The 25,538-nt window shown below is 75.5% G+C and carries 16 protein-coding genes; 6 read left to right on the top strand and 10 right to left on the bottom strand.

Annotated features, from left to right (window positions below; genetic code table 11):
- Positions 1–47: 47 nt before the first annotated feature.
- Genes ACZ4VF_RS11540 through ACZ4VF_RS11525 form a run of 4 tightly spaced genes read right to left on the bottom strand, consistent with a single transcriptional unit; the run spans position 48 to position 7,992 of the window.
- Positions 48–4,496 carry an SAV_2336 N-terminal domain-related protein gene (locus ACZ4VF_RS11540; RefSeq protein WP_467925098.1) on the bottom strand — a complete coding sequence of 1,483 codons (4,449 nt, stop codon included), beginning with the start codon at positions 4,494–4,496 and terminating at the stop codon, positions 48–50.
- Positions 4,486–5,580: an AAA family ATPase gene (locus tag ACZ4VF_RS11535; RefSeq protein ID WP_467925096.1), complete on the bottom strand. Its 1,095-nt coding sequence runs from the start codon at positions 5,578–5,580 to the stop codon at positions 4,486–4,488. Before ACZ4VF_RS11535 ends, ACZ4VF_RS11540 begins: the two co-directional genes overlap by 11 nt.
- A gap of 40 nt (positions 5,581–5,620) precedes the next feature.
- Entirely contained in the window at positions 5,621–7,438 is a 1,818-nt protein-coding gene (locus tag ACZ4VF_RS11530) for a VMAP-C domain-containing protein (RefSeq protein ID WP_467925623.1), read from the bottom strand.
- The gene (locus tag ACZ4VF_RS11525; RefSeq protein ID WP_467925094.1) at positions 7,438–7,992 is read right to left on the bottom strand and encodes a CU044_2847 family protein; all 555 of its coding nucleotides are present in this window, start codon (positions 7,990–7,992) and stop codon (positions 7,438–7,440) included. The genes ACZ4VF_RS11530 and ACZ4VF_RS11525 overlap by 1 nt, the downstream gene beginning before the upstream one ends.
- A gap of 181 nt (positions 7,993–8,173) precedes the next feature.
- Here ACZ4VF_RS11525 and ACZ4VF_RS11520 point away from each other — a divergent pair, with 181 nt between their 5' ends.
- The gene (locus ACZ4VF_RS11520) at positions 8,174–11,791 is read left to right on the top strand and encodes a S8 family serine peptidase (protein WP_467925092.1); all 3,618 of its coding nucleotides are present in this window, start codon (positions 8,174–8,176) and stop codon (positions 11,789–11,791) included.
- On the opposite strand, the gene ACZ4VF_RS11515 is transcribed toward ACZ4VF_RS11520, so the two are convergent.
- Positions 11,766–13,154: a carboxyl transferase domain-containing protein gene (locus ACZ4VF_RS11515; protein WP_467925090.1), complete on the bottom strand. Its 1,389-nt coding sequence runs from the start codon at positions 13,152–13,154 to the stop codon at positions 11,766–11,768. The genes ACZ4VF_RS11520 and ACZ4VF_RS11515 overlap by 26 nt on opposite strands.
- Entirely contained in the window at positions 13,147–14,631 is a 1,485-nt protein-coding gene (locus tag ACZ4VF_RS11510) for an acyl-CoA synthetase (protein WP_467925088.1), read from the bottom strand. The genes ACZ4VF_RS11515 and ACZ4VF_RS11510 overlap by 8 nt, the downstream gene beginning before the upstream one ends.
- A gap of 176 nt (positions 14,632–14,807) precedes the next feature.
- Between ACZ4VF_RS11510 and ACZ4VF_RS11505 the strand changes: the two genes are divergently transcribed.
- A complete protein-coding gene (locus ACZ4VF_RS11505; protein ID WP_467925086.1) occupies positions 14,808–15,686 on the top strand; it encodes an ATP-grasp domain-containing protein in 879 nt (292 codons plus the stop codon).
- A gap of 55 nt (positions 15,687–15,741) precedes the next feature.
- On the top strand, positions 15,742–16,572 hold the full coding sequence (locus tag ACZ4VF_RS11500) for an oxidoreductase (RefSeq protein ID WP_467925084.1): 831 nt from the start codon (positions 15,742–15,744) through the stop codon (positions 16,570–16,572).
- 6 nt (positions 16,573–16,578) lie between these two features.
- On the opposite strand, the gene ACZ4VF_RS11495 is transcribed toward ACZ4VF_RS11500, so the two are convergent.
- Positions 16,579–17,136 carry a hypothetical protein gene (locus ACZ4VF_RS11495; RefSeq protein ID WP_467925082.1) on the bottom strand — a complete coding sequence of 186 codons (558 nt, stop codon included), beginning with the start codon at positions 17,134–17,136 and terminating at the stop codon, positions 16,579–16,581.
- A 142-nt stretch (positions 17,137–17,278) separates the two neighbouring features.
- On the opposite strand from ACZ4VF_RS11495, the gene ACZ4VF_RS11490 reads away from it, so the two are divergent.
- Together ACZ4VF_RS11490 and ACZ4VF_RS11485 are read left to right on the top strand one after the other, a co-directional pair.
- A complete protein-coding gene (locus tag ACZ4VF_RS11490) occupies positions 17,279–18,052 on the top strand; it encodes an IclR family transcriptional regulator (protein WP_467925080.1) in 774 nt (257 codons plus the stop codon).
- Positions 18,049–18,897 (top strand): SMP-30/gluconolactonase/LRE family protein, encoded by an 849-nt coding sequence (locus tag ACZ4VF_RS11485; protein ID WP_467925078.1) that lies wholly within the window; start codon positions 18,049–18,051, stop codon positions 18,895–18,897. The genes ACZ4VF_RS11490 and ACZ4VF_RS11485 overlap by 4 nt, the downstream gene beginning before the upstream one ends.
- Before the next feature lie 31 nt (positions 18,898–18,928).
- Here ACZ4VF_RS11485 and ACZ4VF_RS11480 read toward each other — a convergent pair whose 3' ends face one another.
- Complete coding sequence (locus ACZ4VF_RS11480) at positions 18,929–20,155, bottom strand: MAB_1171c family putative transporter (RefSeq protein ID WP_467925076.1); 1,227 nt, start codon at positions 20,153–20,155, stop codon at positions 18,929–18,931.
- Positions 20,152–20,754, bottom strand: a complete 603-nt coding sequence (locus ACZ4VF_RS11475) for a toxin-antitoxin system, toxin component family protein (RefSeq protein ID WP_467925074.1) — start codon at positions 20,752–20,754, stop codon at positions 20,152–20,154. The genes ACZ4VF_RS11480 and ACZ4VF_RS11475 overlap by 4 nt, the downstream gene beginning before the upstream one ends.
- Before the next feature lie 247 nt (positions 20,755–21,001).
- Between ACZ4VF_RS11475 and arfA the strand changes: the two genes are divergently transcribed.
- On the top strand, positions 21,002–22,522 hold the full coding sequence (gene arfA / locus ACZ4VF_RS11470; protein WP_467925072.1) for an arabinosylfuranosidase ArfA: 1,521 nt from the start codon (positions 21,002–21,004) through the stop codon (positions 22,520–22,522).
- Here the strand turns inward: arfA and ACZ4VF_RS11465 are convergent, their stop codons facing one another.
- Positions 22,523–25,477 (bottom strand): beta-galactosidase, encoded by a 2,955-nt coding sequence (locus tag ACZ4VF_RS11465; RefSeq protein WP_467925070.1) that lies wholly within the window; start codon positions 25,475–25,477, stop codon positions 22,523–22,525. It lies immediately after the preceding gene.
- Positions 25,478–25,538: the final 61 nt, after the last annotated feature.

Raw genomic sequence — 25,538 nt, 5'->3', positions numbered from 1 at the left:
TGCCGCTGAACGGGCGTACTTCCGGGCCGTACCGGTGTGTCGGCGGGTCACAGCGAGCGCACGGCCTCCAGCAGCGGCTCCAGCGACGAGACGTTCACCTCGCTGCCGGCCTCCCGCAGACCGCGCCGCCCGGCCGCGCCGGGCGCGTACCCGATGAAGCGCAGACCGAGCTGCTGGGCGGCGGTGACCTCGGCGACCGAGGAGCTGATCAGCACCCCCGAGCGGGACGGCGTACCGCGCACCCGCAGGGCGCGCAGCAGACAGTCCGGATGGGGCGTCAGCAGGCTCAGGTCGTCACGGCGGCCGTGGATGCCCGCGAGCGGCAGCCGGTAGGGCTCCAGATAGCGGTGGACGGCCGGCGTGCACACGTCCGTCACCACGCTCACCCGGCGGCCGGACCGGTGCAGGGCACGGACGAGCGCCAGGGAGCGGTGCGTCGTGGGCGCGTCCGGCACGGCCCGCAGCTCCAGCTCGTCGAGGCGCGCCCGCAGCAGCGGGCCGAGCCGGTCGTGGGCGAAGGCCCGCAGCAGGTCCAGCGGGTGCGGGAACGCCTCCTGGCCTGGCGCGCCCGCCACCGGCAGCGGCCGGCCCGCCAGGGCGGCCTGCGGACCGCGGTGGTCGGCCACGACCGACAGCAGGTCGAGCACGGCCTCCCGCGCCGTCTGCGCCGGGAACAGCCGGGCCAGCGGCCCGTCGAAGCCGACCAGCACCGTCTCCGCGTCGCCGAGCAGCGCCGACAGCCGCCGCCGTGACGGCACCGGTGGCTCCGCCTCCGGCGCGGGCGCCCACTCCGGCACCAGCTGCACCGTGTACGACACGGCGAGCCCCGGCACCGGCCAGCCGTCCACCCCCGCGTTCACCGCCCGCTGGGCCGCGCCCGCCCGGCGCAGCGGATAACGGCGGGTGACCGGGGCCGCCGCGGCCCGCAGATGCTCCAGCAGCAGCCCGCGGACACCGTCGGCCTCGGCGCGGACGAACGCCACCGGGTCCTCGACCCGCCAGGACAGCTTCACCGCGGCCTGGAACGCGCCCTTCCCCGAACTCGGCAGGGACACGATCTGCCGGGCCTCGTGCGGGGCGAGATCCACCGTGTAGTACGTCTCCGGACGCGGCGGACGCGTGCCGTACGGCTGGATCGGGTCGAGCAGCGTGAGCGGGCCGCCGGGCCGGGTGTGCACCACCGCCGTACGGCCCGGTGTGGGCACGCCCAGCTCCCGCAGGTCGTGCGTGATGAACGGCCCCTGCACCAGGTCACGCTCCCCGGCGTCCGCCGGCCCCGCCCCGAGCAGGCAGTACCAGGCGGCCGGCGGGCTGTCCGGCGCGCTGTCGCCGAACACCGGCCGGAACCGCGGGGAGCGCCGGGCGGCGGAGCTGGCGGCGAAGTCGTCGTACAGGGCGGGCGGTACGACCACCACGCAGTCCGCCGCCGCCTGCGGCGGCCGGGCGGGCGGCTGCCCGAACGTCACCCGCAGCCGCGGGGGATCGGTCAGCCGGGTCAGCGCGTGGGGCAGCTCGCGCAGCACGGCGACGAGAACGGGCAGCAGGTACGCCCCCGGCTCGGCCCGCACCAGGTAACCGTCCGGCCGGACGTCCACCTCGTACTGCCGGGGGCTCAGCGCACCACGCGAGAGGATCTCGTGGACCGCGGCTTCGAGGGTGATCCGGGCTTCGGGGCGGCCGGTGAGGTCGTCGGCCGTGAAGGCGATCCCGGGGCGGTGGGCGGGGGTCCCGGGTCCGTGGACGGGGGGCGCGGAGCGGTGGACGGGGTGCTCGGCCGCGGCCAGGATCACGTCGAGCGCACGGCGCCGGAGGGTGCCGAACCAGGACCGGGCGGCTCCGGCGGCCGGGCCGGGCACCCCGGGCAGGGGCTCGCCCCGCCACAGGTCCCGGGCGGCCATAGCGAGTTCGCGGGCACGGGCCGGGTCCTCGTCGGCCCGTGCCCGCTCGGCCTCGGCGACCAGCCGGCGGAGGCGGAAGACGTCGACGTCGTCGGGGGCGCAGACGTGGTCGAGGCGGAGGGCGTAGCCGCCGTCGGTGGTCAGGACGTCCGGGCCGAGGAGGTGGCGGAGGCGGGTGAGGGACGTGTCGGGTGAGCGGGTGCCGGACCCGGGTTCGTCCGAGAGTCCGGCGGCCAGTTCCTCCCCGCCGACGGGCCGGCCCTCCCGCAGCAGCAGCATGCACAGGACGGCCTGGTCGTGGGGGTCGGCGACGTCGAGCGGGCGGCCGCCGCGCGTGACCTCCAGCGGTCCGAGGAGGGAGAAGCGGAGGGGGCCGAGGCGGAGGAGGCGCTCGACGGCCTGCCGCCGGGTGTGCGGCAGGCCGGAGAGAAGCGCGGCGACGGCCTCCTCCAGCTCCGCCCCGAGCGGGCCGGAGCCGTCGCGGAGCAGGGCCCGCAGGATCACCCCGAGCGCGTGCAGGGCCTCGTCACGGCTCCCGTGGACCAGCGGTGCGGAGTCCAGGCAGGTCAGCACCGGCCCGTCGGGAGTGAGGACGACGGAGCGGGTGTCCGGCACGCCGCGCGGCCCCTCCTGCGCGTGCAGGGCCAGGACCGCTTCGGTCAGCCGCGGGATCAGGGCGGTGACCTCCGCCGCGGGCAGACCGCCCCCGGCGTCATCGAGGCGCTGCCGCAGCGTCCGGCCGGCCACGAAGTCCCGTACGAGGTACGGACGACCGTCGGCGAAGCCGTGGTCGCGAACCCGCGCGATGCCGGGGTGGCGGATCTCGCCGAGCTGCCGGCAGAGATCGGTGAACGCGGCGGGGGACGGCCCCGGCGGGTACCGGAGCAGGACGACACGGACGCCGTCCTGCCGCGTGTCCTCGGCGAGCCAGCCGGTGTCCCCCGTCCGCCGCACCAGCCGGTACCGCCCCGCGAACAACCCGCCCGGGGCCTTGTCGGAGAGACCGGCCGCCGACAGCCGTCGCACGCTGTCCTCGCTGAGCGTGGCGAACGGGTCGGTCTCCGCCGCCGTGCCGGCCCCGCGCGGGGAGGGGACCACCGCCCGGAACTCGCCCGGGGCGCGGCCCGCCCGGTCGTCGATGAACTCGCCGATCCGGTCGAGGAGTTCGCCGGTGCGGTGGCGCTCGGTGCGGGGCAGGCCGAGGAGGAGCAGCTCGCGGACGCCGTCCCGGAAGGCGTAGGAGCCGGGCGGCCCGCCCGGATCGGTGGTGAGCATGCCGCTGAGGATGACCTCGGCCAGGTGCCGGGGCCGCGGATCCGGTGTGACCGCCGCCTGGACCAGCCGCATCACCGACAGGTCGGGGCGGCCCACCGCGAGGTGGCCGGCCAGCCGCACCGCCTCGGGGGACGCGGTCGCCCGGAACCGCAGGACCAGCTCCTCGGCGGACAGCAGCCCGACGTCCGTGCGGTCCTCGGCGTCCCCCGGCAGGGGACGGCCCAGCCGGGCGGCGGCGCCGGGGATCTCCGCTCCGCCCTGCGTGGTGAGCAGGGCCGCCCAGTTCGCCAGCCACCTCGGCTCCGGCTCCAGCACGGGCAGCGGGACGGCGGCGCCGGCCACGGTGAACTCGTCCGTCTCGGGCCGCTCGTACGGCGTGAACGCGAGCGTCGCCGTGGGCGCGGCGGGGTGCGGGGCCGACAGGGTGCCCGGGCTGGTGGGCAGGGCCGTGTTCCGCCACAGGTGCTCCGGGAGCGGCTGTACGACGGCCAGGGGCATCCGGCGCGCCCAGCGGTGCAGGGTGGCGTACCACAGGGTGCCGGCGGGGCCCTCCCGCCACTGCGGGCCCATGCAGTCGCTGATCAGCAGGGTGACGGTCCGGCCGTCGGAGGGGGCGTGCGGGTCGGGTCCGTGCACGGTGCCGTCGGCGGCGGCCCGGTACAGGGTGACCGTGCGGAACGCGCCCGACTGGGCCAGCACCGTGTGCAGTTCGCGGACCAGGGGGCGCCAGACCGGCATCGTGGGCCCGGCGTCGTACACCAGGTTCAGGCGCAGCCACCGCTCCCGGGCGGGGCGCAGCACCGGCAGCCACCAGGCGGGGTCGGCGCCGAGGCGGGCGATGCGGTCGGCGGTCGCCGGTTCGTCCAGCTCCCGGCCCACGGGCGCGTCGACACGGCGTGCCAGCGGGCGCAGTGCGCGTTGCAGCGCGAGCGGGTGGCGCAGCATCGGCGGCGCCGGGGCCAGCAGCGGGCTGTGGGACCGGTCTGCCGTCGGCCTGCGGGAGGGCAGGTGGAGGGGGACACGGGACGGCGGCCCGGTGGCGGGGCGGGGTTCGGGCGACGGGGTGCGCTCCTGCGGGGGCGGGACGGGTCCGGGCTCCGCCGCCGCCTCCCGGGGCGGGCGAACCGGCTCCAAGGGCACCCCGCCGGCGCCGTCGGGCGCGACGGGGGCCGGTTCCATCTGCCGCGCCAGCCAGAGCAGTTCGGCCAGTTCCCGGGGGCTCGGGCGCACCCCGTGGGCCGCCGCGGCCAGGATGTCGGCCAGGCGGACCAGCGGATCCGGGGAGCCGGACGGCTCGGCGGGCCCGGCGGGTTCAGAAGACATCGGACGGTGTCGTCGGCCCCAGGTACGGCATCAGCTGCTCGGCCAGCCGGTCCAGGGACTCGGCGTCCAGGTCGGCGGAGCGGGCCAGGTAGATCGCGTTGAGGAGCTGGTCCGTGGCCAGGTCGCCGACGCCCGACCGGGACAGGAAGCGCTCGATCAGGGTGCGGGCGTACGCGTCCGGTTCGCCCAGGTGCGCGCGGACGATCTCGGCGAGGTGCAGGTCGTCCGGCTGGCGCAGGTGCAGCGTGACGCACCGGCGCAGGAAGGCGGGCGGGAACTCGCGCTCGCCGTTGCTGGTGAGGACGACGAACGGGAAGGCCCGGCAGCGCACCCGGCCGCGGGCCACCGGGACCCGCTCGTCGGTGCCGTCGGCCAGCACCTCGGCGACACCGTCCGGGGTGAGCCGGGAGGTCCGCACCAGCTCGGGGATCTCGTACTGGCCCTCCTCCAGCACGTTCAGCAGGTCGTTCGGCAGGTCGAGGTCGCTCTTGTCGATCTCGTCGATGAGCAGCGCGCGGGGGCGGCCGTAGGGCAGCAGCGCGGTGCCGAGCGGGCCCAGCCGCAGGTGGTGCTCGATGCCCGACCGGTCCTCCGTGCCCGCGGTGCCCTCCGTGCCCTTCGCGCCCTCCGTGTCCTTCCTGCCCTCGGTGCCCTCCGCCCGGCTGGAGGCGGTCCGGCCGGCCTCCTGCCGGGCCGCGTACAGCCGGGAGAGCGGGTCGTACTGGTAGAGGCCGTCGTGGAGGGTGCTGCGGCTGGTGATGTTCCAGCGCAGCACCGGGCCGAGCCGCAGCTCCCGGGCGACCGCGTACGCCAGCGAGGACTTGCCGGTGCCGGGCGGGCCGGTGACCAGCAGCGGACGGCGCAGGTACAGGGCCGCGTTGACCAGCTGGACCGTCTCCCGCGTGGCCTGGTACGTCTCGGCGCGGTGGGTGCGGTCGGGGGAGACGGCGGAGGCGTCGGCGGCCGCGTCCGGCGCCGGGAGCACCGGACCGCCGTCGAAGGCCCGCCAGGGCGGCGGCGGGGGCAGCTTCGTGATGCCGTCGTGCGGCTCGTTCGTACCGGTGTAGACGGGCCACAGGGGCATGGGCTCTTCTTCTCCGTGGGCGGTTCGGTCGTACGGTCGGTCAGGCGACGGGCGAGTGCAGACTCGCGGTGGTCTCGGGGAAGCAGCGCGGGTCGTCCCACAGCAGCTGGAGGTCTCTCGCCCAGTGCCGGTCGGGTTCCTCGGCGGCGTCCGCGGTGAGCCTCAACGACAGGATGTGTCGCGGGAGTTCGGCGGGCGGAACGCCGGTGACCGAGGCGGTGAGCTGGTCGAGGAACGCGGTGCCGGGGCAGGACGGCTCCCCGGCAGGGGGGTCGGGGCAGGGGGCGTCGTCCTCGTGGCCGGGGCAGCCGGAGCCGGTCCGGGGCCACAGCAGGACGGGGACGGGGACATGGAGGCCGACCTCGAAGTGCTGCCGGGCCGCCGTGGGCGGGACCGTGAACCCCGCCAGCCCGGCCTCGCCGTCCCACAGGCGTTTGCGCAGGCTCTGCGGCCGCTCCCGGGTGCCGCACTCGACGCGGTGCACCTCGACCGCCCCGCCCGCGTCCAGTTTCTGCCACTTCTTGCGCAGCTGGTGGCGCAGCCGGCCGCTGTGGTGGCGGGCGCGGTCGGTCACCACCAGGGGGTAGGCGCAGCCGAGGGGCGTGCTGTCGTCCGCGCCGCACTCCCAGTGCGCCACCGCCTCGTTGAGCCACTCGCGCGGCAGCACGAAGGTCACCAGTTCGTCGGCGTCGGGCGCGAGGTGGGCCACGGCCTCGTCGATGCGGTTCTGGACGTAGGCCCGCACCGCGTTCCGCGGCAGCCGGCGGGCGCCCACCGGCCGGCGCCGGCCGTCGCGGTACGCCGACACCTCCACGGTGACCTGGTCGGGACCGGCGCCGCTGTGGTCGATCTCCACGACGACCGGGGACCAGGCCGGCGCGTCGGACGCCGCGGAGGCCGACGGGACCGCCGACGGGACCGCCGACGGGACCGCCGACGGGGCGGCGTCGGGGGCCGGCGGGGCTGCCGGGGCCGGGGCGGCCGCCGGGCCCGCCGGGGGCCGTAACGCGCCTTCCCCGTCCAGCAGTTCCCGGAGCCGGCCCGCGAACCGGGTGACCGCCTCCGGGTCCGGGACCTCGCCCTGCACATAGGCGGCCGCCGCCCCCAGGGAGGGGAAGCCGCCCGGGGGCAGCGGCGGCCCGAAGGCGCCGACCGCGTCGACGTACAGCCGGTTCGGGTCGCACACCCGCTCGGACGCGGCGGCGGCCCGGCGCAGCAGGCCGTCCAGCCACCCGCGGGCGTCGTGCCGGTGGCCGGGGCCGGGCACCAGCTCGCCCAGCGCGGGCCAGTACCGGGCCATCACGTCCAGCGGCAGCATGCGGCCCTTGCGCACCTCCGGCGTGTCCGAGGCCGCGGTGACCATGCCGGCCACCCTGCCGTCCGGCAGCGTCGCCGCCGCCCCGCTGAACCCGCCCACGAGCGGCTGCCCGTGCCCGTTCCACGCCACCAGCTCCAGCCACTCGCCGGCGATCAACTGGCCCGACACCGCCTGGTACTCGGCGAGGGTGCCCTCGTCGTACCCCTCGGGGAAGCCGTACGCGACCAGTTTGGGGTACGGCTCGGTGTACGCGGCCTGGGGCGGCGCGAATCCGGCCGGGGCGAGCGGGACGTCACGGTCCAGTTCGAGTACGGCGACATCGCCGGGGTCGGTGACCGCGCCCGCCCAGCCGCCGTGCACGACGACCGAGGCGGTCAGCTCGCCCAGCCCCCGGGCGTTCGGGAAGGACACCGTGACCGCCGCCCGGTCGCTGCACCGGACGACATGGGCGCAGGTGAGCACCCGGCGGCCGGTGACCAGGAAGCCGGCCCCCACCTCGTCGCCGCAGGCGATGCGGGCGTGCCAGGCGGCGCTGTGCATCACCGGTCGGCGGACTCCGGGCCGGACACGGCGGTTCCCGGGCCGGACACGGCGGGCGCCGGCACGGTCTGCCCGGGCACGGTCGGCGCGCTCTGATCGGGTGCGGCCGGGACGCTCCGGTCGGGCACGGCCGGCACGGTCTGCTCGGGTACGCCCGGCCGGGACTCCCCGGGCGCGGTCCGCTCCGGCTGCTGCCCCGGCGACCAGCTGAGCTTGACGACGAGGTGGCCCTCCGCCGAACCCTTCGCGATCACGGCCCCGGCCTCGGCGGACAGCCGTACGCCGAACTCGATCTCCACCGCGTCGGGACGCAGGCTGCCGTCCCGGAAGACCCGCAGCGCGGCCACCGCCGCCGCGCGGACGCCGTCCAGCGCGCCCTCGAAGGTGCGCGCGGCCTGCGCGGGTCCGTCGCCGCGCGAGACGAGGCGGGCCCCCGACCGGGTGGTGCCGGCGCCCTCCACGACGACGAGCGCACCGTCCTCGGTCCTGAACTCCACCAATCCGTCCATCGCGGTGTCCGCTCCCCGTCGTACCTGACCAGTGACACCGCCCATGTTACGGACGGTGCCACCGGAGTCACACGACCGGCGGTGCGCGGCGGGACGTCCACCGAGGTTGGCGGAAACCCGCCAGGGCGCCTTTGCACCGGTTCCGGCCAACTCCCTTGCGGGAAAAGACACATCACACCCGTCACAACGCGCTCGACGCACTCGGCACACCGGAGAAGAGGCGTGGATGAGCACACGACCGGTCAGATACGGGGCGGCCCTGCTGGCGGCGGGGCTGGTGGGCGCCCTGCTCCCGGCCGGCCCGGCGGTCGCCGCCCGGCGCACCCCCGGCCCCGGACCCGGCGGCCGCGACACCGCCACCGTCACCCTGGTCACCGGCGACAAGGTGACCGTCACCGACCTCGGACACGGCAGACGGACCGTCACCGTCCAGCGCCCGCGCGGGGCCACCGGCGCCGTCCGGACGCAGCGGAGCGACGGGGACCTCACCGTCGTACCGGACGAGGCGCTGCCGTATCTGCGCGCCGGCACCCTGGACCGGCGGCTGTTCGACGTCAGCGGGCTGATCCGGCAGCAGCTCACCGACGCGAGGACCGGCGCGCTGCCGCTCATCGTGACCTACGGCAAGGGCGTACGCGCCGCGACCCCGGCCGGCACCGAGCGGATCCGCGCGCTGCCCAGCCTGCGCGGGACCGCCGTGGTGGCCGGCAAGGGCCGTACCTTCTGGCGGTCGTTCACCCGGACGCCCGGCATCGACAAGGTGTGGCTCGACGGGCGGGTCTCGGCCCAACTCGCCGAGAGCAACGCCCGGATCGGCACGGCGGCGGCCTGGGACGCGGGGCTGACCGGCAAGGGCGTCACCGTCGCCGTCCTGGACACCGGCGCCGACCTCGGCCACCCCGACCTCGCGGACCGGGTGAGCACGACGAGGAGCTTCGTGGAGGGAGAGGAGGTCGCCGACCGCAACGGGCACGGCACCCACGTCACCTCCACCGTCGGCGGCAGCGGCGCCGCTTCCGACGGCCGGGAGAAGGGCGTGGCACCCGGCGCGACCCTCGCCGTCGGCAAGGTGCTCGGCGACCAGGGCTCGGGCAGCGAGTCGCAGATCATCGCCGGGATGGAGTGGGCCGCCCGGGACGTGCACGCCCGGATCGTCTCCATGAGCCTGGGCTCCACGGAGCCGAGCGACGGCACCGACCCCATGGCGCAGGCGGTGAACACCCTCTCGGCACAGACCGGCGCGCTGTTCGTGGTCGCCGCCGGCAACACCGGCGCCCCCTCCTCCATCGGCTCGCCCGGTGCCGCCGACGCCGCGCTGACCGTCGGCGCGGTGGACCTCGCCGACCAGGCGGCCCCCTTCACCTCGGCCGGCCCCCGGTACGGCGACGACGCCCTGAAGCCCGACCTGGCCGCCCCCGGCGTCGGCATCCTGGCCGCCCGCTCCGGGCTCGTCCCCGGCTCCGGCCCCTACACGTCCATGAGCGGTACGTCGATGGCGGCCCCGCAGGTCGCGGGCGTCGCCGCGCTCCTCGCCGAGCAGCACCCCGACTGGACCGGCGCGCGGCTGAAGGACGCGCTGATGTCCACCTCGAAGCCCCTGGACGCCTCCGCCTACGTGCTGGGCGCGGGCCGGGTGAGCGTGCCGGACGCGGTGCACGCGGCGGTCACCGCCACCGGCGGCGCCGACCTCGGCTCCTGCACGTGGCCGTGCGACACGAACCGGCCGGTCACCCGGACCCTCACCTACACCAACTCCTCCCCGGAGCCGGTGCGGCTGAGGCTCGCGGTGCGAGGCGCCCCGGCGGGTGTCGCCACCCTCGCCGACGACACCCTCACCGTCCCCGCGCACGGCACCGCCTCCACCACCGTCACCGGCGACGGCTCCAAGGCACCGGTGGGCGAGGCCAGCGGACGGATCACGGCCACCGACCCGGCCGGCGCGACGGTCGCGCACACCGTGTTCGGGCTGGTCAAGGAGGAGGAGCGGTACACGCTCACCGTCCACGTCAGGGACCGTGCCGGCGCGCCCGCCGCCGCCGGACTCACCGTGCGGCGGCTCGCCGCCGGCGCGGACCCGGAGGACGTCCGCGTCGGCGACTCCGGCACGCTCCGACTGCGGCTGGAGCCCGGCACCTACTCCGTCGCGTCCTTCCTCGACGTGCGCGGCAGCCACGGCGCCGACTCCCTCGGCCTCGGCTTCCTCGCCGCCCCCGAGATCACCCTCGACCGGGACCGCGAGGTCACCCTGGACGGCCGCGCGCTGCGGGAGGTCCGCGCGCGGGCCGGCCGGCGCACCGAGACCCGCCAGCTCGTCATGGAGTACGACCGGACGGCGGACGGCACCGACCTGTCCGAGGCGGTCCAGGTGCCCCTCACGTACGACAGCGTCTTCGCCGCGCCCACCCCGAAGGTCACCCGCGGCGGCTTCGAGTACCGGACCGTGTGGCGGCTGGCCAAGCCGCTGCTGGAGGTCGGGGGCGTCGGCGAGGCCACCGTGCAGCCCGGCGGCACCCTCGTCGAGGGCCGCAGCAGGCTGTCGCTGGTGGACGTGGGCGACGGACCCGTCACCGGGGTGTCCGGCAAGGCCGTGCTCGCCCGCCTCGCCGACGGCGCCGACCCGGCCGCGCTCGCCCAGGCCGCGCAGGACGCCGGCGCCAGGGCCCTGTTCGTCACGGACGACGCGCCCGGCCGGCTGATGGCCTGGTGGGGCACCGACGACAACGCCGGCCGGCCGCTGCAGATCGCCACCGTGAACCAGGCGGACGCGGCACGCCTCAGGGCGGCGGGCCGGGTCGACATGACCGGCACGGCCGACCCGCCGTACGTGTACGACCTCTCCGAGGGCCACCGGGGCGCCATCCCGGACCGGGACCTGACCTACGCGCCCGGCCACCGGCGACTCGCCGCCGTGCACGTGCGGTTCCACGCGGCACGCCCGCAACAGGGCGGCGAGTTCCGGTACTCCCTCACCGGCACGTTCCCCGTCGGCCTCGGCTTCCAGGAGCGCGTCGCGCTGCCCGCCGAGCGCACCGACTACGTCTCCACCGGCCCCGGCCAGCTGTGGAACGAGTCCGTCACCACCGCAGGCGGCGCGCTGGAGGAGCGCGGCGGGCTCGTCCGCTACACCGGCGGCACCCGTCCGGTGCTGAACTGGTTCCGGCCGGTGTGGCACCCCTGGCCGGGCACCGGACTCGGCTGGGGCCAGCAGCGCGCCGGGAACCGGATCCGGCTGAACGTGCCCGGCTGGGGCGACTCCGGGCCCGACCACACCGGCTTCGGCGACGTGTGGAGCGAGGACAGCGGAATGCACCAGACCACCGCCGTCCACCTCGACGGCACCCTGGTCGACCGCCGGACGGGTCCCGCCGCGTACGTGGAGGACGCGCCCGCCGGCACGCACACGTACCGGGTCGTCACCGACACCGGACTCGACGCCGGCCGGTGGCCGCTCGCCACCCGGGGCCACACCGAGTGGACGTTCCGCTCGGCCGCCACCCCGGAGGACCACTGGACGTACCTGCCGCTGGTCAGCCTCTCCTACGACCTCGGCACCGACCTCGCCGGCACGGTGCCCGGCGGGCGGCGCACCACCGTCGGCCTCGGCGCGCGGTACGTCGCCGGGGCCGCCGGAACGGGCACGCTCGGCGGGGGCCGACTGGAGGTGTCGTACGACGACGGCGCGACCTGGCGGCCGGTTCCCCTGGCCACCGGCCGCGGCGCCTCCTGGCGGGGCACGCTGACCGTGCCGGGCGGCGCGCCGTCCGTGTCGCTGCGGGCCTCGGCCCACGACGACGAGGGGGGATCGGTGACGCAGGAGATCATTCGGGCGGTGGGGGTGAGGTGACCTGCGGCCAAGGAGGGTCCACGCGGTCCACGACGCCCCGGGCCACCCCCAGCTCCACCAGGTCCTGGGGGCGGATGCGGAGCTGGTCCGCCGTCGGCCGGACCTCCTCCGGCCGGCGCTTCAGGATGGCGGCGGCGAGTTCCGGGCTGATCACCGAGAAGTAGCTGTCCGGGGTGACCCAGGTGTTGCCGGGCGCGGCCAGTGCGAGCGCGCCGCCCGATCCGCCCTCGCCGATGACGAGGGTGGTGACCGGCACCCGGGCGGCGGCCACCGCGCCGAACACCTCGGCGATCGCCGGGCCGACGCCCTGCCGCTCGGCGTCCGCGTCGTTCGCGGCACCCGGGGTGTCCACCAGCGTCAGCACGGGGATGCCGAGCCGGTCCGCGAGCCGGATCAGCCGGGCGGCGGTGCGGTACCCGGCGGGGCGGGTCGCCGTCCCGGTCTGTGCCGCGTACGCCACGGTGCGGCCGTCCCGTTCGCCGAACCCGCACAGCATCCCGCCGGGGTCGGTACCGCCGCACCGGTCCCCGCCGAGTGGCAGCCGGTCGGCGAAGTAGGCGTCCAGATAGGCGTGTGCGCGCGGCCGCCCGGCCGCCCGGGCCGCCTCGACGGCCTCCCAGCCGCTCCCGGGCAGCCCGCCGGGTCCGAGCGCCCGGGGCACGGGGGCGGGCGCCGGTTCCGCGGGCGCCCCGGCCAGCAGCCGCAGCCACCGCCCGAGCACCCCCTTCAGTTCGGCCGGTTCCACCACCGCGTCGGCCGAACCCGCCGCGGCCTGGGCCTCGGCCGTGTACGCGGCCGGGTCGGCGTCCGGTGGGCGGACCCGGGAGCCGGCGAAGCCGACCTGGGCGCCGGGCAGGGCGAGGACGACGTCCGCGCCGGCGCCGAGGGTGGCCCAGCCGCCGCCGGTCGTCGGGTCCCGCAGGACCGCGATCTGGGGCAGCCCGGCCTCCCGGGTCAGCGCGGACTGCCGGGCCACCCGCTGCAGCTGGGTCAGCGCGAGCATGCCCTCCTGCATGCGGCTGCCCCCGGTCGCGATCAGCGGCACGACGGGCAGCCGGTGTGCGCGGGCATGGGTGTACGCCGCCTCCAGCCGGTCCCCGGTGCGCTCGCCCAGCGAACCGCCGAGGAAACCGAACTCGAAGGCGATCAGGACGGCCCGGGTGCCGTCGACGCTCGCCGTGCCGCAGACCACCGACTCCCGCTCGCCGGTGCGCGCGGCGGCGCGGGCGCGCGAGGCGTCGTAACCCCGCCAGCCGAGGGGCCCGTCCGGGCTGTCCCGCCCGGACGGCGAGGGGGGTTCGCGGAAGCTGCCCGCGTCCGTGAGCAGTGCCAGCGCCTCCCGTGCCGAGAGCCGCTCAGGCATCGGCGAGGGCCCGCTTCATGATCTTGCCCATGTCGTTGCGGGGGAGCGCCTGGAGGTAGCGGACGACGCGCGGGCGCTTGTGCGGGGCCAGCCGCCGGGCGACGTGGTCCGCCAACTCCTCGGAGCCGGGCGGGTCCTCCGGGTCGGCCGGGACGATCCAGGCCACGATCCGCTCGCCCAGGTCGGCGTCCGGCTCCCCGGTGACCGCGGCCTCCCGCACCCCAGGGTGCTCCAGCAGCGCGTTCTCGATCTCACCGGCCCCGATCTTGTAACCCCCGCTCTTGATCAGGTCGGTGGCCTTGCGCCCGACGATGCGGACGTAGCCGTCCGGCTCGCGCACCGCCATGTCACCGGTGCGGAAGAACCCGTCGGCGGTGAACGCGGCGGCGGTCGCGTCGGGCCGGTTCAGGTACTCCGTGAACAGGTTCGGGCCGCGCACCTGGATCTCCCCGACGCTCTCCCCGTCGTACGCGGTGATCTCCGTGCCGTCCTCCTCCACCAGCCGCAGCCGCACGCCCGGCAGCGGCACCCCGACCGTCCCGGCCCGGGCCTCGCCGTCGGCCCGCACGCTGGTGTTCATCAGCGTCTCCGTCATGCCGTACCGCTCGATCACCCGGCGACCGGTGGCCGCCGCGATCCGCTCGTGGTCGTGCACCGGCAGCGCGGCCGAGCCCGACACCAGCAGCCGGGCACCGGCGAGCGCCTCGGCCAGCTCCGGGTCGGTGGGCAGCGCCTCCGCGATCCGGTGGTACATCGTCGGCACCCCGAACACCATGGTCGCGCCGTCGTTCAGCTCGCGGGCCACGCCCTCGGGGCTGAACCGGCCCAGGTGCCGGACCGATCCGCCGCGGCGCAGCGGGCCGAGGACGCCCAGCACCAGTCCGTGCACATGGAACAGCGGCAGCCCGTGCACCAGTACGTCGTCGGCGGTCCACCGCCAGGCGTCGGCGAGCGCGTCGAGGGTGGTGGCGAGGGCCCGGCGGGGCAGGACCGCTCCCTTGGGCGGGCCGGTGGTGCCGGAGGTGTAGACGACCAGCGCCGGGTCGCCGTCCGACGCCCGCTCCTGCGGCACGGCCCCGGAGGCGGACGCGTCCACGTCGATCCGCGGCAGGCCGTCGAGAACGGGCGGCAGTTGCGCACCGGGCGCGGCGAGCACCAGGTCCGGCGCGCTGTCGGACAGGATGTGCGCCAGCTCCTTCTCGCCCGACTTCGGGTTGAGCGGCACCGCGGCCGCCCCGGCGAGCAGCACACCGGTCACCGCGACGGCGGTCTCCAGCTCCGGCACGGCCCACACGGCGACCCGGCCGGAGCCCTCGATACGGGCGGCGAGGGCGCCCGCGGCGCCCGCGAGCGCGCCGTACGTCAGGGTCCGTGCCCCGAACCGCAGGGCGACCCTCTCCCGGACTCCGTCCGGGGGGACCCCCCACTCGCTGCGCTCGGCGGGACTGCCCGTCAGGGCGGGGAAGAGGGAGGACACGCGGCGTACTCCTTACTGTCGACGGTGCCGGCCGCCGGGGACGACAGCACCCTTCCTACACCAGGAGCCGCGTCCCGACGACCGTGCCCCGGACCGGCCGCGACCGCGGCCCGCCCCCCGCTTGTTAGCCTCACAGCCGCGCCACCCTCGAACCCCCGCACGACAGGGAGCCCGCCGTGTCCCGGATAGCCCTCGCCACCTACGACCCCGGGACCGAGCCGGGCAAGGACGCCGATCTGCCGCTGCTGGTGCGGGCGCTCACGGACGCCGGGGCCGAGGCGGAGGCCCGGTACTGGGACGACCCGGCGGCGGACTGGGGCGGCTACGACCTCGTCGTCATCCGCTCGACCTGGGACTACAGCTGGCGGGCCGCGGAGTTCGGCGCCTGGGTGGACCGGGTCGGCGCGCTGACCCGGCTCGCCAACCCGGCGCCGGTGGTGCGCTGGAACGCCGACAAGCGCTACCTCGGCGACCTCGCGGCGGCCGGTGTGCCGACCGTCCCCACCCGTTACGTGCCGCCCGGTGAGCCGGCCGGCCTGCCCGTCGGCGGGGAGTTCGTGGTCAAGCCGACGTCCGGCGCGGGCGCCCGCTTCGCCGCCCGCTACACGCCCGCCGAGCACGACGCGGCGGTACGGCACCTGGCCCGCATGCACGCGGAGGGCCTCACCGCGATGGTGCAGCCGTACATGCCGCGCATCGACGTCGGCGGCGAGCGCGCCCTGCAGTTCTTCGGCGGCCGGCTGCTGCACGCCAGCCGCAAGGGCGCCGTCCTCACCCCCGGCACCCCGTACGACGCCGACAAGGTGGCCCACCCCCGCCTGGCGCCCTGGGAGCCCACCGACGCCGAACTCGCGGTGGCGGACAGGACGTTGGCGGCCGTGCCCGGCGCTTCCGGGCTGCTGTACGCCCGTGTCGACCTGGTCGACGGCGACGACGGCGAACCCCGTCTGATGGAACTGGAGCTGGTGGAGCCGAACCTGTTCCTGTGGCTGCACCCGGACTCGCTGCCGCGCGTCGCACAGGAGATCCTGGCGGCGGCCGAGGACTCCGCCTAACGTGTGACCCTCGTGCGCGTGATCACCAATGCGCCGCAGACGAACGGGAGTTGACGTGGAGAAGGTCTGGCTGGTGACCGGGGCGAGCAGCGGCTTCGGGCGGGAGATCACCGAGGCGGCCGTCGCCGCGGGCGACCTGGTCATCGGGGCGGTCCGCCGCCCGGAGGCCCTGGACGACCTGGTGGCCGCCCACCCGGGCCGGGTCGAGGCGGTCCGTCTGGACGTCACCGACCTGGCCGCGGTCGACGCGGTGGTCCGGGAGGCCGTGGACCGGCACGGCCGGATCGACGTGCTGGTCAACAACGCGGGCCGCACCCACGTCGGCGCGGTCGAGGAGACCACCGACGCGGAGCTGCGGGACCTGTTCGACCTGCACTTCTTCGGGCCGGTGGCGCTCGTGCGGGCCGTGCTGCCGCACATGCGGGAGCGGCGCTCGGGCGCGATCGTGCAGATGAGCAGCATGGGCGGGCAGATGTCCTTCGCGGGCTTCGGCGCGTACAGCGGCACGAAGTTCGCGCTGGAGGGCCTCTCCGAGGCGCTCGCGGACGAGGTGGCGGAGTTCGGCATCAAGGTGCTGATCGTGGAGCCGGGGGCGTTCCGGACCTCGCTGTTCGGCGCCGGCCGGTCCGGGGCCAGCCCGGACAGCGGGGTGTACGCCAAGGTGAGCGACACCCGCGCGGCCGTGTCCGGCGGCGACGGTACCCAGCCCGGCGACCCGGCCAGGGCGGCGGCCGTGATCCTGGCCGCGCTGGAGGCCGAGCGGACCCCGCTGCGGCTGCCGCTCGGGGACGACGGGGTGAGCGCGGTCCTGGCCCATCTCGACCAGGTCCGCGGGGAGGTCACGGAGTGGGAGAAGCGGACGCGGGCGACGGGCTTCGACGCCTGACGCCCCTCAGGGCAGCACCGCCGTCCGCTGGAGCAGCCCCCACGTGAACTCGGCGACGACCTCGTGCCGTACGCCCTCCCGGTCGGGGGCGGTGAGGGCCAGGCCCCACCGGGTGGGGGCGGTGCCCTCCAGCGGGCGGGCCGGAGGGAAGGCGCGGGCGGCCTCGTCCACGGTGCAGGACCAGGGCGTCAGGTCCTCCAGGGTGCGCAGCGGGGGTGCGGGTGCGCCGGGCGCCCGTACCAGCCACTCGTTCCAGACCCCGCCGTCGGGCCCGACGAGCACCTCGAAGCGCAGGCCCGGCCAGAGCGGCAGGGCCCACCGCCGGGCCTCGCAGACGGCGTCGCCGAGGCGGCGGGGCGCGACGGACTCGGGCGCGCCGAGGACGGACCGGTACCGGGCCGCCGCGCCCCGGGCCCGCGGCGAGCGGACCATGGCCTGCCACCGCTTGTTGGCCTCCCGCATGTCCGCGGCCGACGCGCCGAGCCGCCGCCGGGCCTCCTCGACCAGGCCCGGGTTGTGGTCGGCCATGCGGCGCAGCAGCACCAGCTGGAAGTCGAGGTCCATGGCCTCCATGGTGCCCGCGACCACGGGGGCCGTTCCCGACCCATTGCCCGTACCACCCGCCATGACTAGCCTGTGTTCGTCATGCCGATCGTCTGTTGAAATCTCGAACGCAGACGCCAGACCGTAAGGGAGGGGGCCGGACGTGGGACGCCTCGTGCCTGCCGTGACCCGGGCTCTCGACATTCTTGAGCTGTTCCTCGACGGGGACGGGACGCTCTCCGCCCCCGACATCGTGCGCAGGCTCCAGCTGCCGCGCACCACCGTGCACGAGCTGGTCACCACGCTCGCCGCACGGTCGTACATCGTGCCGGTGCCCGGCCAGCCGGGACGGTACCGGCTCGGCGTACGCCCGTACCAGCTCGGCAGCCGCTACGCCGAGCAGCTCGACCTCGCCGCCGAGGGCCAGCAGGTGGCCCGCTCGGTCGCCGAGACCTGCGACGAGACCGTCCACGTCGCCATCCTCGAAGGCACCGACGTCATCTACATCGCCAAGGTCGACTCCACGCACGCGGTCCGCATGGTCTCCGCCGCCGGCCGCCGCCTTCCGGCCCACTGCACGTCGGTCGGCAAGATGCTGCTGGCCTCCCTGCCCGAGCCGGAGCTGGCCGCGCGGATCCCGGACGGCGCCGGGCTGGCCGCGATGACGCCCAACAGCATCACCGATCCCGCCGTCCTGCGCGAGACCCTGGCGGAGATCCGGCAGCGGGGGATCGCCGTGGAGAACCGCGAGTCCAACCCGGACGTCTCCTGCGTGGCCGCCCCGGTCCGCGACCGCACCGGCCAGGTCGTCGCCGCCCTGTCCATCTCGGTGCCGATGATCCGCTGGAGCGAGGACCGCCGGGCCGAGCTGGAGCAGCTCGCCGTCAAGGGCGCGGCGGAGCTGTCGGAGCGCCTGGGCCACCGGAGCGCGGCATGACGGCGTACGAGGTCGCGGTGCGGGCGGAGGCGGCGCTCGGCGAGGGCCCCACCTGGGACCCGGCGACGGGCCGGCTGGTCTGGCTGGACATCCTGGGCATGCGGCTGCACACCTACGACCCCTCCTCCGGCCGCCGCACGCTGCGGACGACACCGCAGCACATCGGCGCCGCCAAGCCCCGGGAGGGCGGCGGCCTGGTGCTGAACCTGCGCGACGGTGTCGGCCTGCTGGACCCCGACGACACGTTCCGCTGGCTGCACCACGAGCCGGTCCCCGGCCGCCGCGCGAACGACGCCGCGGTGGCCCCCGACGGCTCCCTCTGGGCGGGCACGATGCGCTACGACGAGGCACCGGGCGGCGGCACCCTCTCCCGCCTGACGGGGGACGGAACGGTGACGACGGTCCTCCCCGACGCCGCCGTCAGCAACGGCACCGGCTGGAGCCCCGACGGCCGCCTCATGTACTACGTCGACTCCCCGACCCGGCGCGTGGACGTCTTCGACCACGACCCCGACGGCACGGTCCGCGACCGCCGCCCCCTGGTGCGGATCGAGGAGGGCGCCGGCTTCCCCGACGGCCTCACGGTCGACGCGGAGGGCTGCGTGTGGGTGGCGCTGTGGGACGGGGGAGCGGTGCGCCGCTACACGCCCGCCGGTGTCCTGGACCGAGTGATCACCTTGCCGACCCCGCGCACGACGGCCTGCGCGTTCGGCGGCGAGGACCTGACCGACCTGTACGTCACGACGGCCCGCACGGGGCTGGCCTCCCCGGACCCCCTGTCGGGCTCCCTCCTGGTGATCCCCGGGGCGGGCCAGGGCCTGTCCCAGCCGCCGTTCCGGGGCTGAACCCGGTCCGGCGCGCCGGCGGCCCGCGCCGTCACTCGGGAACCGTGACGCTCCGCGCCGGCGCGGCCGCCGTGCGGACCGCCGCGATGTCGGCGGGGCGCCGCAGCGCGCGGGAGACGGCGCCGATCTCGCGGAGCAGCTCCGCGGTGTCGGCCCCGGCGGCCGGCTCCGCCGGCTCGTGCGGCGCCGCCCTTCTCCCGACCGCGTCGAGAACGGCCACCGCCGCGGCCAGCGCACGGGCCCGCTCCGGCGGGTGGCCGAGGCCGAGCGCGGCGTCGTACGCGCGGCTGCCGAGGCCGGTGTCGATGTGGCGGGCCAGTGTCAGAAGCACGTCGCGGATGAACGTCTCGCGCCGGGTGAGCCGCAGTTCCGGCGTGGCACGCAGCGTGAACGGCACTCCCTCGCCGGTCGCGGTGGCGAGCACCCGGTACAGCGGCCGCAGTTCGCGGTGGGCGCGCCGGACCCGCCGGCGGTCGTGCAGGTACTGGCCGGCGTGGGGCAGGGCGAAGCCGGCCGCGACGAGGATGGCGGAGAGGGCCGCCACCGGCGGGGCCAGGTCGGTGCTCAGCCAGTCCAGGTCCCGCCCGGACCAGCGCGCGACCACCGCGGTCAGCTTGGCCGCGCCGAACAGCAGGTTCAGGACGTAGCCCGCGCCCAGCAGTCTCAGGCCCCGGCGCAGCCACGCGTCCAGCCCGGCGGTCCGTACCCAGTCCCGGATCAGCCGGCAGGTGAGCACGCAGGCCACGGCGTGCGCGACCAGGTAGAGCACGATCTCCTCGCGCATGAACGGCGTGGTCGCGTAGTAGGTGTCCAGGTCCCGCACCCGCTCCTCGTGCGCGTCGGCGAGCGCGAACAGCAGCCACAGGGCGGCGATCACACCCGAGTATCCCGAGACCACCCACCGCGTCGCCCGGCGCGTGGCGGCCGAGCGGCCGTACGGGCCGTTGCGCCAGGTGACGAGGAGCAGCAGGCAGGAGCCGCAGAACGCGGTGATGAGCGAATAGCACCAGGGCGCCGAGAGGTTCGGCACGCCGGTCAGCCGGTTGACCCGGGCGATGGTGGACGGGGTGCAGAACACGAACACCGCGCAGGCGAGCAGCAGCAGTCCGCCGACGGCGCGCAGCAGGGTGTCCCGCCACAGCCGGATGATGCTGGGCAGCTTGATCACGAGGGCGGCGGTGAGCACGGCCGTGGGGATCCAGAAGGAGATGTAGAACGTGCCGAGGACCCCGGAGGGGTTCTCCGCCGGCAGGGTCACCGAGCCGTTCCCCCGCGCCCCCGGTAGCCGAGGGAACGCTGCACCGGGTCCAGCGCGGCGGTGGCGTTTTCGGCGAGGCGGCCGCGGAACAGGGTGGCCAGGCGGTGCCCGAAGTCGTCGGCCTCGGCCTCGTCGGCCTCCCGGGAGCCGTTGCGGGCGGCGACGGTGAGGGCGGCCTCCCGCCAGCCGGGGGTGTCGGCGAGGGCCCGGGCGGCGGCGTCCCCGGCGAGGTGGTGGTGCCGGTGCCCGGTGTGCAGGTGCCACAGCTCGTGTCCCAGGATGACCAACTGCTGCACGGCCTCGGCCCGTTCCTCCACGATGACCAGGTCGAAGTCGGCGAACTCGACCCACAGCCCGGTGACCTCGAGCTCGTCCGGGAAGCGTTCGAAGCGCAGTTCGACCGGCCGCCCGCCACGCAGCGCGCTCATCTCCTCGCACAGTGCCCGGCACAACGGCCGTACGCCCTGCGGCTGTTCGGGCCGGGCGCGGACGGCGGCGGCGAGGTCGCCGGACAGGGCACGCATGGCCGGGCCCGGGCGGGTGCGCCGCAGCCGTGCGGCCAGGCGTACCGCCTGCTCCCGCGCGCCCCCGAAGCTCATCCTTCTCCCCTTCCACCGCCGGTCGCGGCTGGTCCGAGCGTACGCGCAGGGATGTGCCCACGTCATGTGATCCGACGGCCGTCGTTCAACGGGTAACCACCCGGGGGCTCGTGTCCCACCCATTGACGTGGACGCGGTTGGAATCTACGGTCCCGTTCGAAGTCGCGAGCGTTATCCGATATTTCGAACGGTGGGGCAGGATAGCGGACAACCTGGCCTTCCACGATTCGTGACACGGAAGGACCCCATGAGCAAGCGCACCGCCCGCTTCACCCTCGACCCCGCCTTCACCGTCGGCCGCGTGAACCCCCGTGTCTTCGGCTCCTTCGTGGAACACCTCGGCCGCTGCGTCTACACCGGCATCCACGAGCCCGGCCACCCCGCGGCCGACGCCGAGGGCCTCCGTACGGACGTGCTGAAGCTGATCCGCGAACTCGGCGTCACCGCCGTCCGCTACCCCGGCGGCAACTTCGTCTCCGGCTACCGGTGGGAGGACTCCGTCGGCCCGGTGGAAGACCGCCCCCGCCGCCTGGACCTGGCCTGGCACTCCACCGAGACCAACCGGTTCGGCCTCTCCGAGTACATCGCGGTCCTGAGGAAGCTCGGCCCCCGGGCCGAACCCGTGATGGCGGTGAACCTGGGCACGAGAGGCGTGGCGGAGGCCCTCGCACTCCAGGAGTACGCCAACCACCCCGCCGGCACCGCCCTCTCCGACCTGCGCGCCGCCCACGGCGACCGGGAGCCCTTCGGCATACGGCTCTGGTGCCTCGGCAACGAGATGGACGGTCCCTGGCAGACCGGCCACAAGACGGCCCGGGAGTACGGCCGGATCGCCGCCGAGACCGCCCGCGCCATGCGCCGGCAGGACCCCTCCGTGGAACTGGTCGTCTGCGGTTCCTCCCACCAGGCCATGCCCACCTTCGCCGCGTGGGAGGCGACCGTCCTGGAGGAGACGTACGACCTGGTCGACCACATCTCGCTGCACGCGTACTACGAACCCGTCGACGGCGACGTGGACTCCTTCCTCGCCTCGGCCGTCGACATGGAGTCCTTCATCGAGAACGTGGTCGCGACCGCCGACCACGTGGGCGCGAAGCTGAAGTCGAAGAAGAGGATCAACCTCTCCTTCGACGAGTGGAACGTCTGGTACCTCTCCCGGTGGGAGGAGCACGCCACAACCATCGGCCAGTCCGACTGGCCGGAGGCCCCCCGCCTGCTGGAGGACGACTACAGCGTCACGGACGCCGTCGTCGTCGGCTCGCTCCTGATCGCGCTGCTCCGGCACGCCGACCGCGTCACCGTCGCCTGCCTCGCCCAGCTCGTCAACGTGATCGCGCCGATCAGGACCGAGCCGGGCGGCCCGGCCTGGCGGCAGACCACGTTCCACCCGTTCGCGCAGGCCTCCCGGTACGGCCGGGGCCGGGTGCTGGACGTGCGCGTGGACTCGCCGACGTACGGGACGGAGAAGTACGGCGAGACCGACCTGCTGCACGCCACCGCCGTCCGGGCGGACGACGGCACGGTCACCGTGTTCGCCGTCAACCGCGGCCGCACCGATCCGCTGTCCCTCGAAGTCGCGCTGAACGGCCTGGAGCTGACGTCCGTCACCGAGCACAGCGCGCTCGCGGACGCCGACCCCGACGCCCGCAACACCCTGGCCGACCCCGACCGCGTCACCCCGCACCCGGTCGAGGGCACCGCCCTGAGGGACGGCACCCTCACCGCCGTCCTGGAGCCGCTGTCCTGGAACGTGATCAGGCTGGCGTGATCAGACCGGCTGGACCGGTACGCCGCCCGTCGTCCTGCCGAGCAGCGTCAGCCGTACCGACCCGGGGCCCGACAGCGTGGTGAACTCCGAGAGGACCGCCAGCGCGAGGGTGTTGGTGCCCCGGGTGCGCAGGATGCCGTTCGGCAGGACGAAGGTGTGCTGCGGGCCGACGTTGTTGATGTACTGGCCCAGGTTCCAGCCGTTGAGGAAGATCTGGGCGCGGTAGGCGCGGTACGGGTCGTCGTCCAGGGTCAGGCCGATGGACGCGTCGACGTCGGCCGGCACCGACAGCTTGAACGTGGTCCGGTACCAGGTCACGCCCTGGTACCGCGCCGCGCGCGGGAAGGCCGCCTTCTCCCAGTCGCGGTCCCGGAAGCCGGGCAGGTGCCAGCCCTGCCGCTCGCCGTACAGACCGCCGTTGTTCATCGGCCCGCGCACCGGGTCGGGGGCGCCCGCGCCCTGGACGCGCCAGCGCACCTTCGGCTCGGCGCCCTTGAAGGTGACCGCCGTCAGGCCCCGCGCCGCCTTGTGCGTGTCGAGCGCCTTGCCGTCCTGGTCGTGCTGCATGCGCCGGACCAGGACCGACAGCACGTGCCGGCCGGGGGAGCGCAGCCGCTCGCGCACGGGGAAGACGGCCGTCTCCGCCCACGTGCCCTTGCGGATGGTCGCGGACTTGTCCGGCACCGGCATCCGGTGGGTGCCCAGCGGTTCGCCGTCCAGCCAGGCCATCAGCAGGCCCTGCGTGCCGGTGCTGTAGGCGAGCGAGACCTCCTCGACACCGCTGGTGCCGGTGAGGGTGCCCCGGTACCAGACGTCCCCGTAGTGGAAGCCGTAGTCGTCGGCGAAGAGGACCGGCTGCCCGTCCGGGACGGCCGTGGTGCTGTACGAGGTGGTCTTGTCGGCGAGGGGCCACGAGGAGTCGTCGAAGCCCGGGCCCGCCTCCGGGTTCTCCGTCCGCATCCGCCAGCCGCCCAGCTCGGGCAGCCGCACCTCGGGGGTGTCCGGCAGCATCCCGGTGGTCATCAGGCTGCCGGAGAGGGTGACCCGGGTGGGCAGCTTGTGCCCGTTCCACACCAGGGTGTCGATCCCGCGCGGGCCCCACACCTCCATGCTGGTCCGCTCGGCGATGTCACCGGTCAGCCGGACCTCCGAGCCGTGCACCTCCGCGTGCCGCAGCAGCGCCGGGCCGTAGACCAGGAGGGCCCCGGACGGGGTGTCGTACGGGAAGAGGCGCAGGGCGGTCGCGTCGTCGGCGAGGAGCAGCAGCAGCGGGGTGTCGCTCTCGCCCTTCTGCACCAGCACCCGGGTCAGCCCGCCCTGCCCGAGGGGGGCGTTCACGTGCAGCTCGCCCCGGTCGTAGGCCCAGCCGGCCTCCTCGTCCAGGCGCTGCACGAAGGGCTCTTCCGCGCAGTCCAGCACCAGCTCGGCCATCTCGTCGCGCCGCCCGGCGAACACGGCGATGTCCTGCCGGCCCGCCGTCACGAGGGTCATCGGCGCGGCGGTGGAGTACTTCAGCTTCCGCCCGCCCAGCGGCAGGCCGGTGGTGACCAGCTTGGCGTCCTTGCCGGGCACGGTGATCCGCAGCCCGCCGGCCTCGGTGGGCAGTTCGGTGGTGACCGGGTCGGTGCCGTCGTTGCGGGCGACGTACACATGGCTGCCGGTGTCCGGGTTGGCCAGGTGGTACACCTTCAGTCCCTCGGCGGTCACGTCCGCCGCACGGTCCAGCTTGGCGAAGTCGGGCACGCGCTGGAGCAGGTGCCCGAGCTGGTGCATCGCCGCCATCTTGTCCGTGACGTTGCGGCCCTCGTCGATGGCGGCGCCGTAGTCGTACGACGTGTAGACGACCGGCGCGGGCAGCCACCCCCACGAGGTCCCGCCGAACGTCATGTAGACGTTGTGCAGGGTGAGCCCGTTGGCGAGGTTGGTCAGGTAGAACCGGCGCTCGTACGCGGCGTCCCGGGTGCGCCGCGACTCGGCGTACCCCTTGCCGTCGAACCAGGCCCCGCCCCACGGGTCGAACCAGCCGCCCCCGAACTCGGGCACGAACCCGGGCGTGGACGGCGAGGCGGTGGCCCCGCCCTTCGGCCCGCCCGGACCGTAGTGCCCCCAGTCCGGCGGGGTCTGCGACGGCGACGGATAGCCGTCGAAGCCGTACAGCCAGCCGCCCCTCTCCCCGCCGGTGTCGAAGGACCCCGGCGCCCAGTACCCGTTGCGCCCCTTGTCGTTGTGGAACAACGGGACGTCGATCCCGTCGTCGCGCACCTTCCGGTACAGGTGGGACATGTAGTTCCGCCCGGTGGCGTCCTCCGCGTGGGCGTCGTACTCGTTCTCGATCTGGTACAGCAGGACCGTGCCGGTGCCCTGCGTGAACAGGTGCCGGCGGGCGATCCGGTTCACCTGGGTCAGCCACTCGTCCACGTACGACAGGTAGACCGGGTCGTCGGTCCGGGCGGTGCCCCTGGTCGCGGTCAGCCACCCGGGGAATCCGCCCCCGTCGACCTCGGCGTTGATGTAGGGCCCGGGCCGCAGGACGACGTACAGACCGGTCTCGGCGGCCGTCCGCAGGAACAGGTCGAGGTCCCGGACACCGCCGAAGTCGTAGCGGCCCGGCGCGGGGGAGTGGTAGTTCCAGGCCACGTAGACGCTGACGGCGTTGAAGCCGTGTGCCCGCATCTTCTGCAGCACGTCCCGCCACAGGGACGGACTGGGCAGCCGGAACGGGTGCATCTCGCCCGACCACAGCACCAGCCGCCGCCCGTCCACCAGCAGCGAGTAGCGGTCGTACCCGATGGTGTGCCGCCGGCCGTCGGCGCTCGGCGGGGCCGGTGCCGGACCGGTCGGAGCGCTGCCGCCCGCGTACGCCGAGGGCGCCCCGGGGCCGCCGCTGCCCCCCAGGGCCAGCCCGAGCGCGGCGGAACCGGCCAGGGCACTGAAGGTACGTCTGCTGAGCGCCAAGGTGGATCCTCCCGGCGGTCCTACGGGGGCGCGGTCGGGCCATTCTCCACACGGGCACGCC

It is taken from the genome of Streptomyces sp. NPDC029151, from assembly GCF_055564315.1.
This window is presented reverse-complemented; position numbering and strand designations above follow the sequence as displayed.

Coding starts and splice junctions, on each gene's coding strand:
- ACZ4VF_RS11535 (WP_467925096.1), bottom strand. CDS start 5,580: ATGCCCCTGTGGCCCGTCTACACCGGTACGAACGAGCCGCACGACGGC.
- ACZ4VF_RS11525 (WP_467925094.1), bottom strand. CDS start 7,992: ATGGGCGGTGTCACTGGTCAGGTACGACGGGGAGCGGACACCGCGATG.
- ACZ4VF_RS11475 (WP_467925074.1), bottom strand. CDS start 20,754: ATGAGCTTCGGGGGCGCGCGGGAGCAGGCGGTACGCCTGGCCGCACGG.
- ACZ4VF_RS11540 (WP_467925098.1), bottom strand. CDS start 4,496: ATGTCTTCTGAACCCGCCGGGCCCGCCGAGCCGTCCGGCTCCCCGGAT.
- arfA (WP_467925072.1), top strand. CDS start 21,002: ATGAGCAAGCGCACCGCCCGCTTCACCCTCGACCCCGCCTTCACCGTC.
- ACZ4VF_RS11515 (WP_467925090.1), bottom strand. CDS start 13,154: ATGCCTGAGCGGCTCTCGGCACGGGAGGCGCTGGCACTGCTCACGGAC.
- ACZ4VF_RS11520 (WP_467925092.1), top strand. CDS start 8,174: ATGAGCACACGACCGGTCAGATACGGGGCGGCCCTGCTGGCGGCGGGG.
- ACZ4VF_RS11485 (WP_467925078.1), top strand. CDS start 18,049: ATGACGGCGTACGAGGTCGCGGTGCGGGCGGAGGCGGCGCTCGGCGAG.
- ACZ4VF_RS11495 (WP_467925082.1), bottom strand. CDS start 17,136: ATGGACCTCGACTTCCAGCTGGTGCTGCTGCGCCGCATGGCCGACCAC.
- ACZ4VF_RS11530 (WP_467925623.1), bottom strand. CDS start 7,438: ATGCACAGCGCCGCCTGGCACGCCCGCATCGCCTGCGGCGACGAGGTG.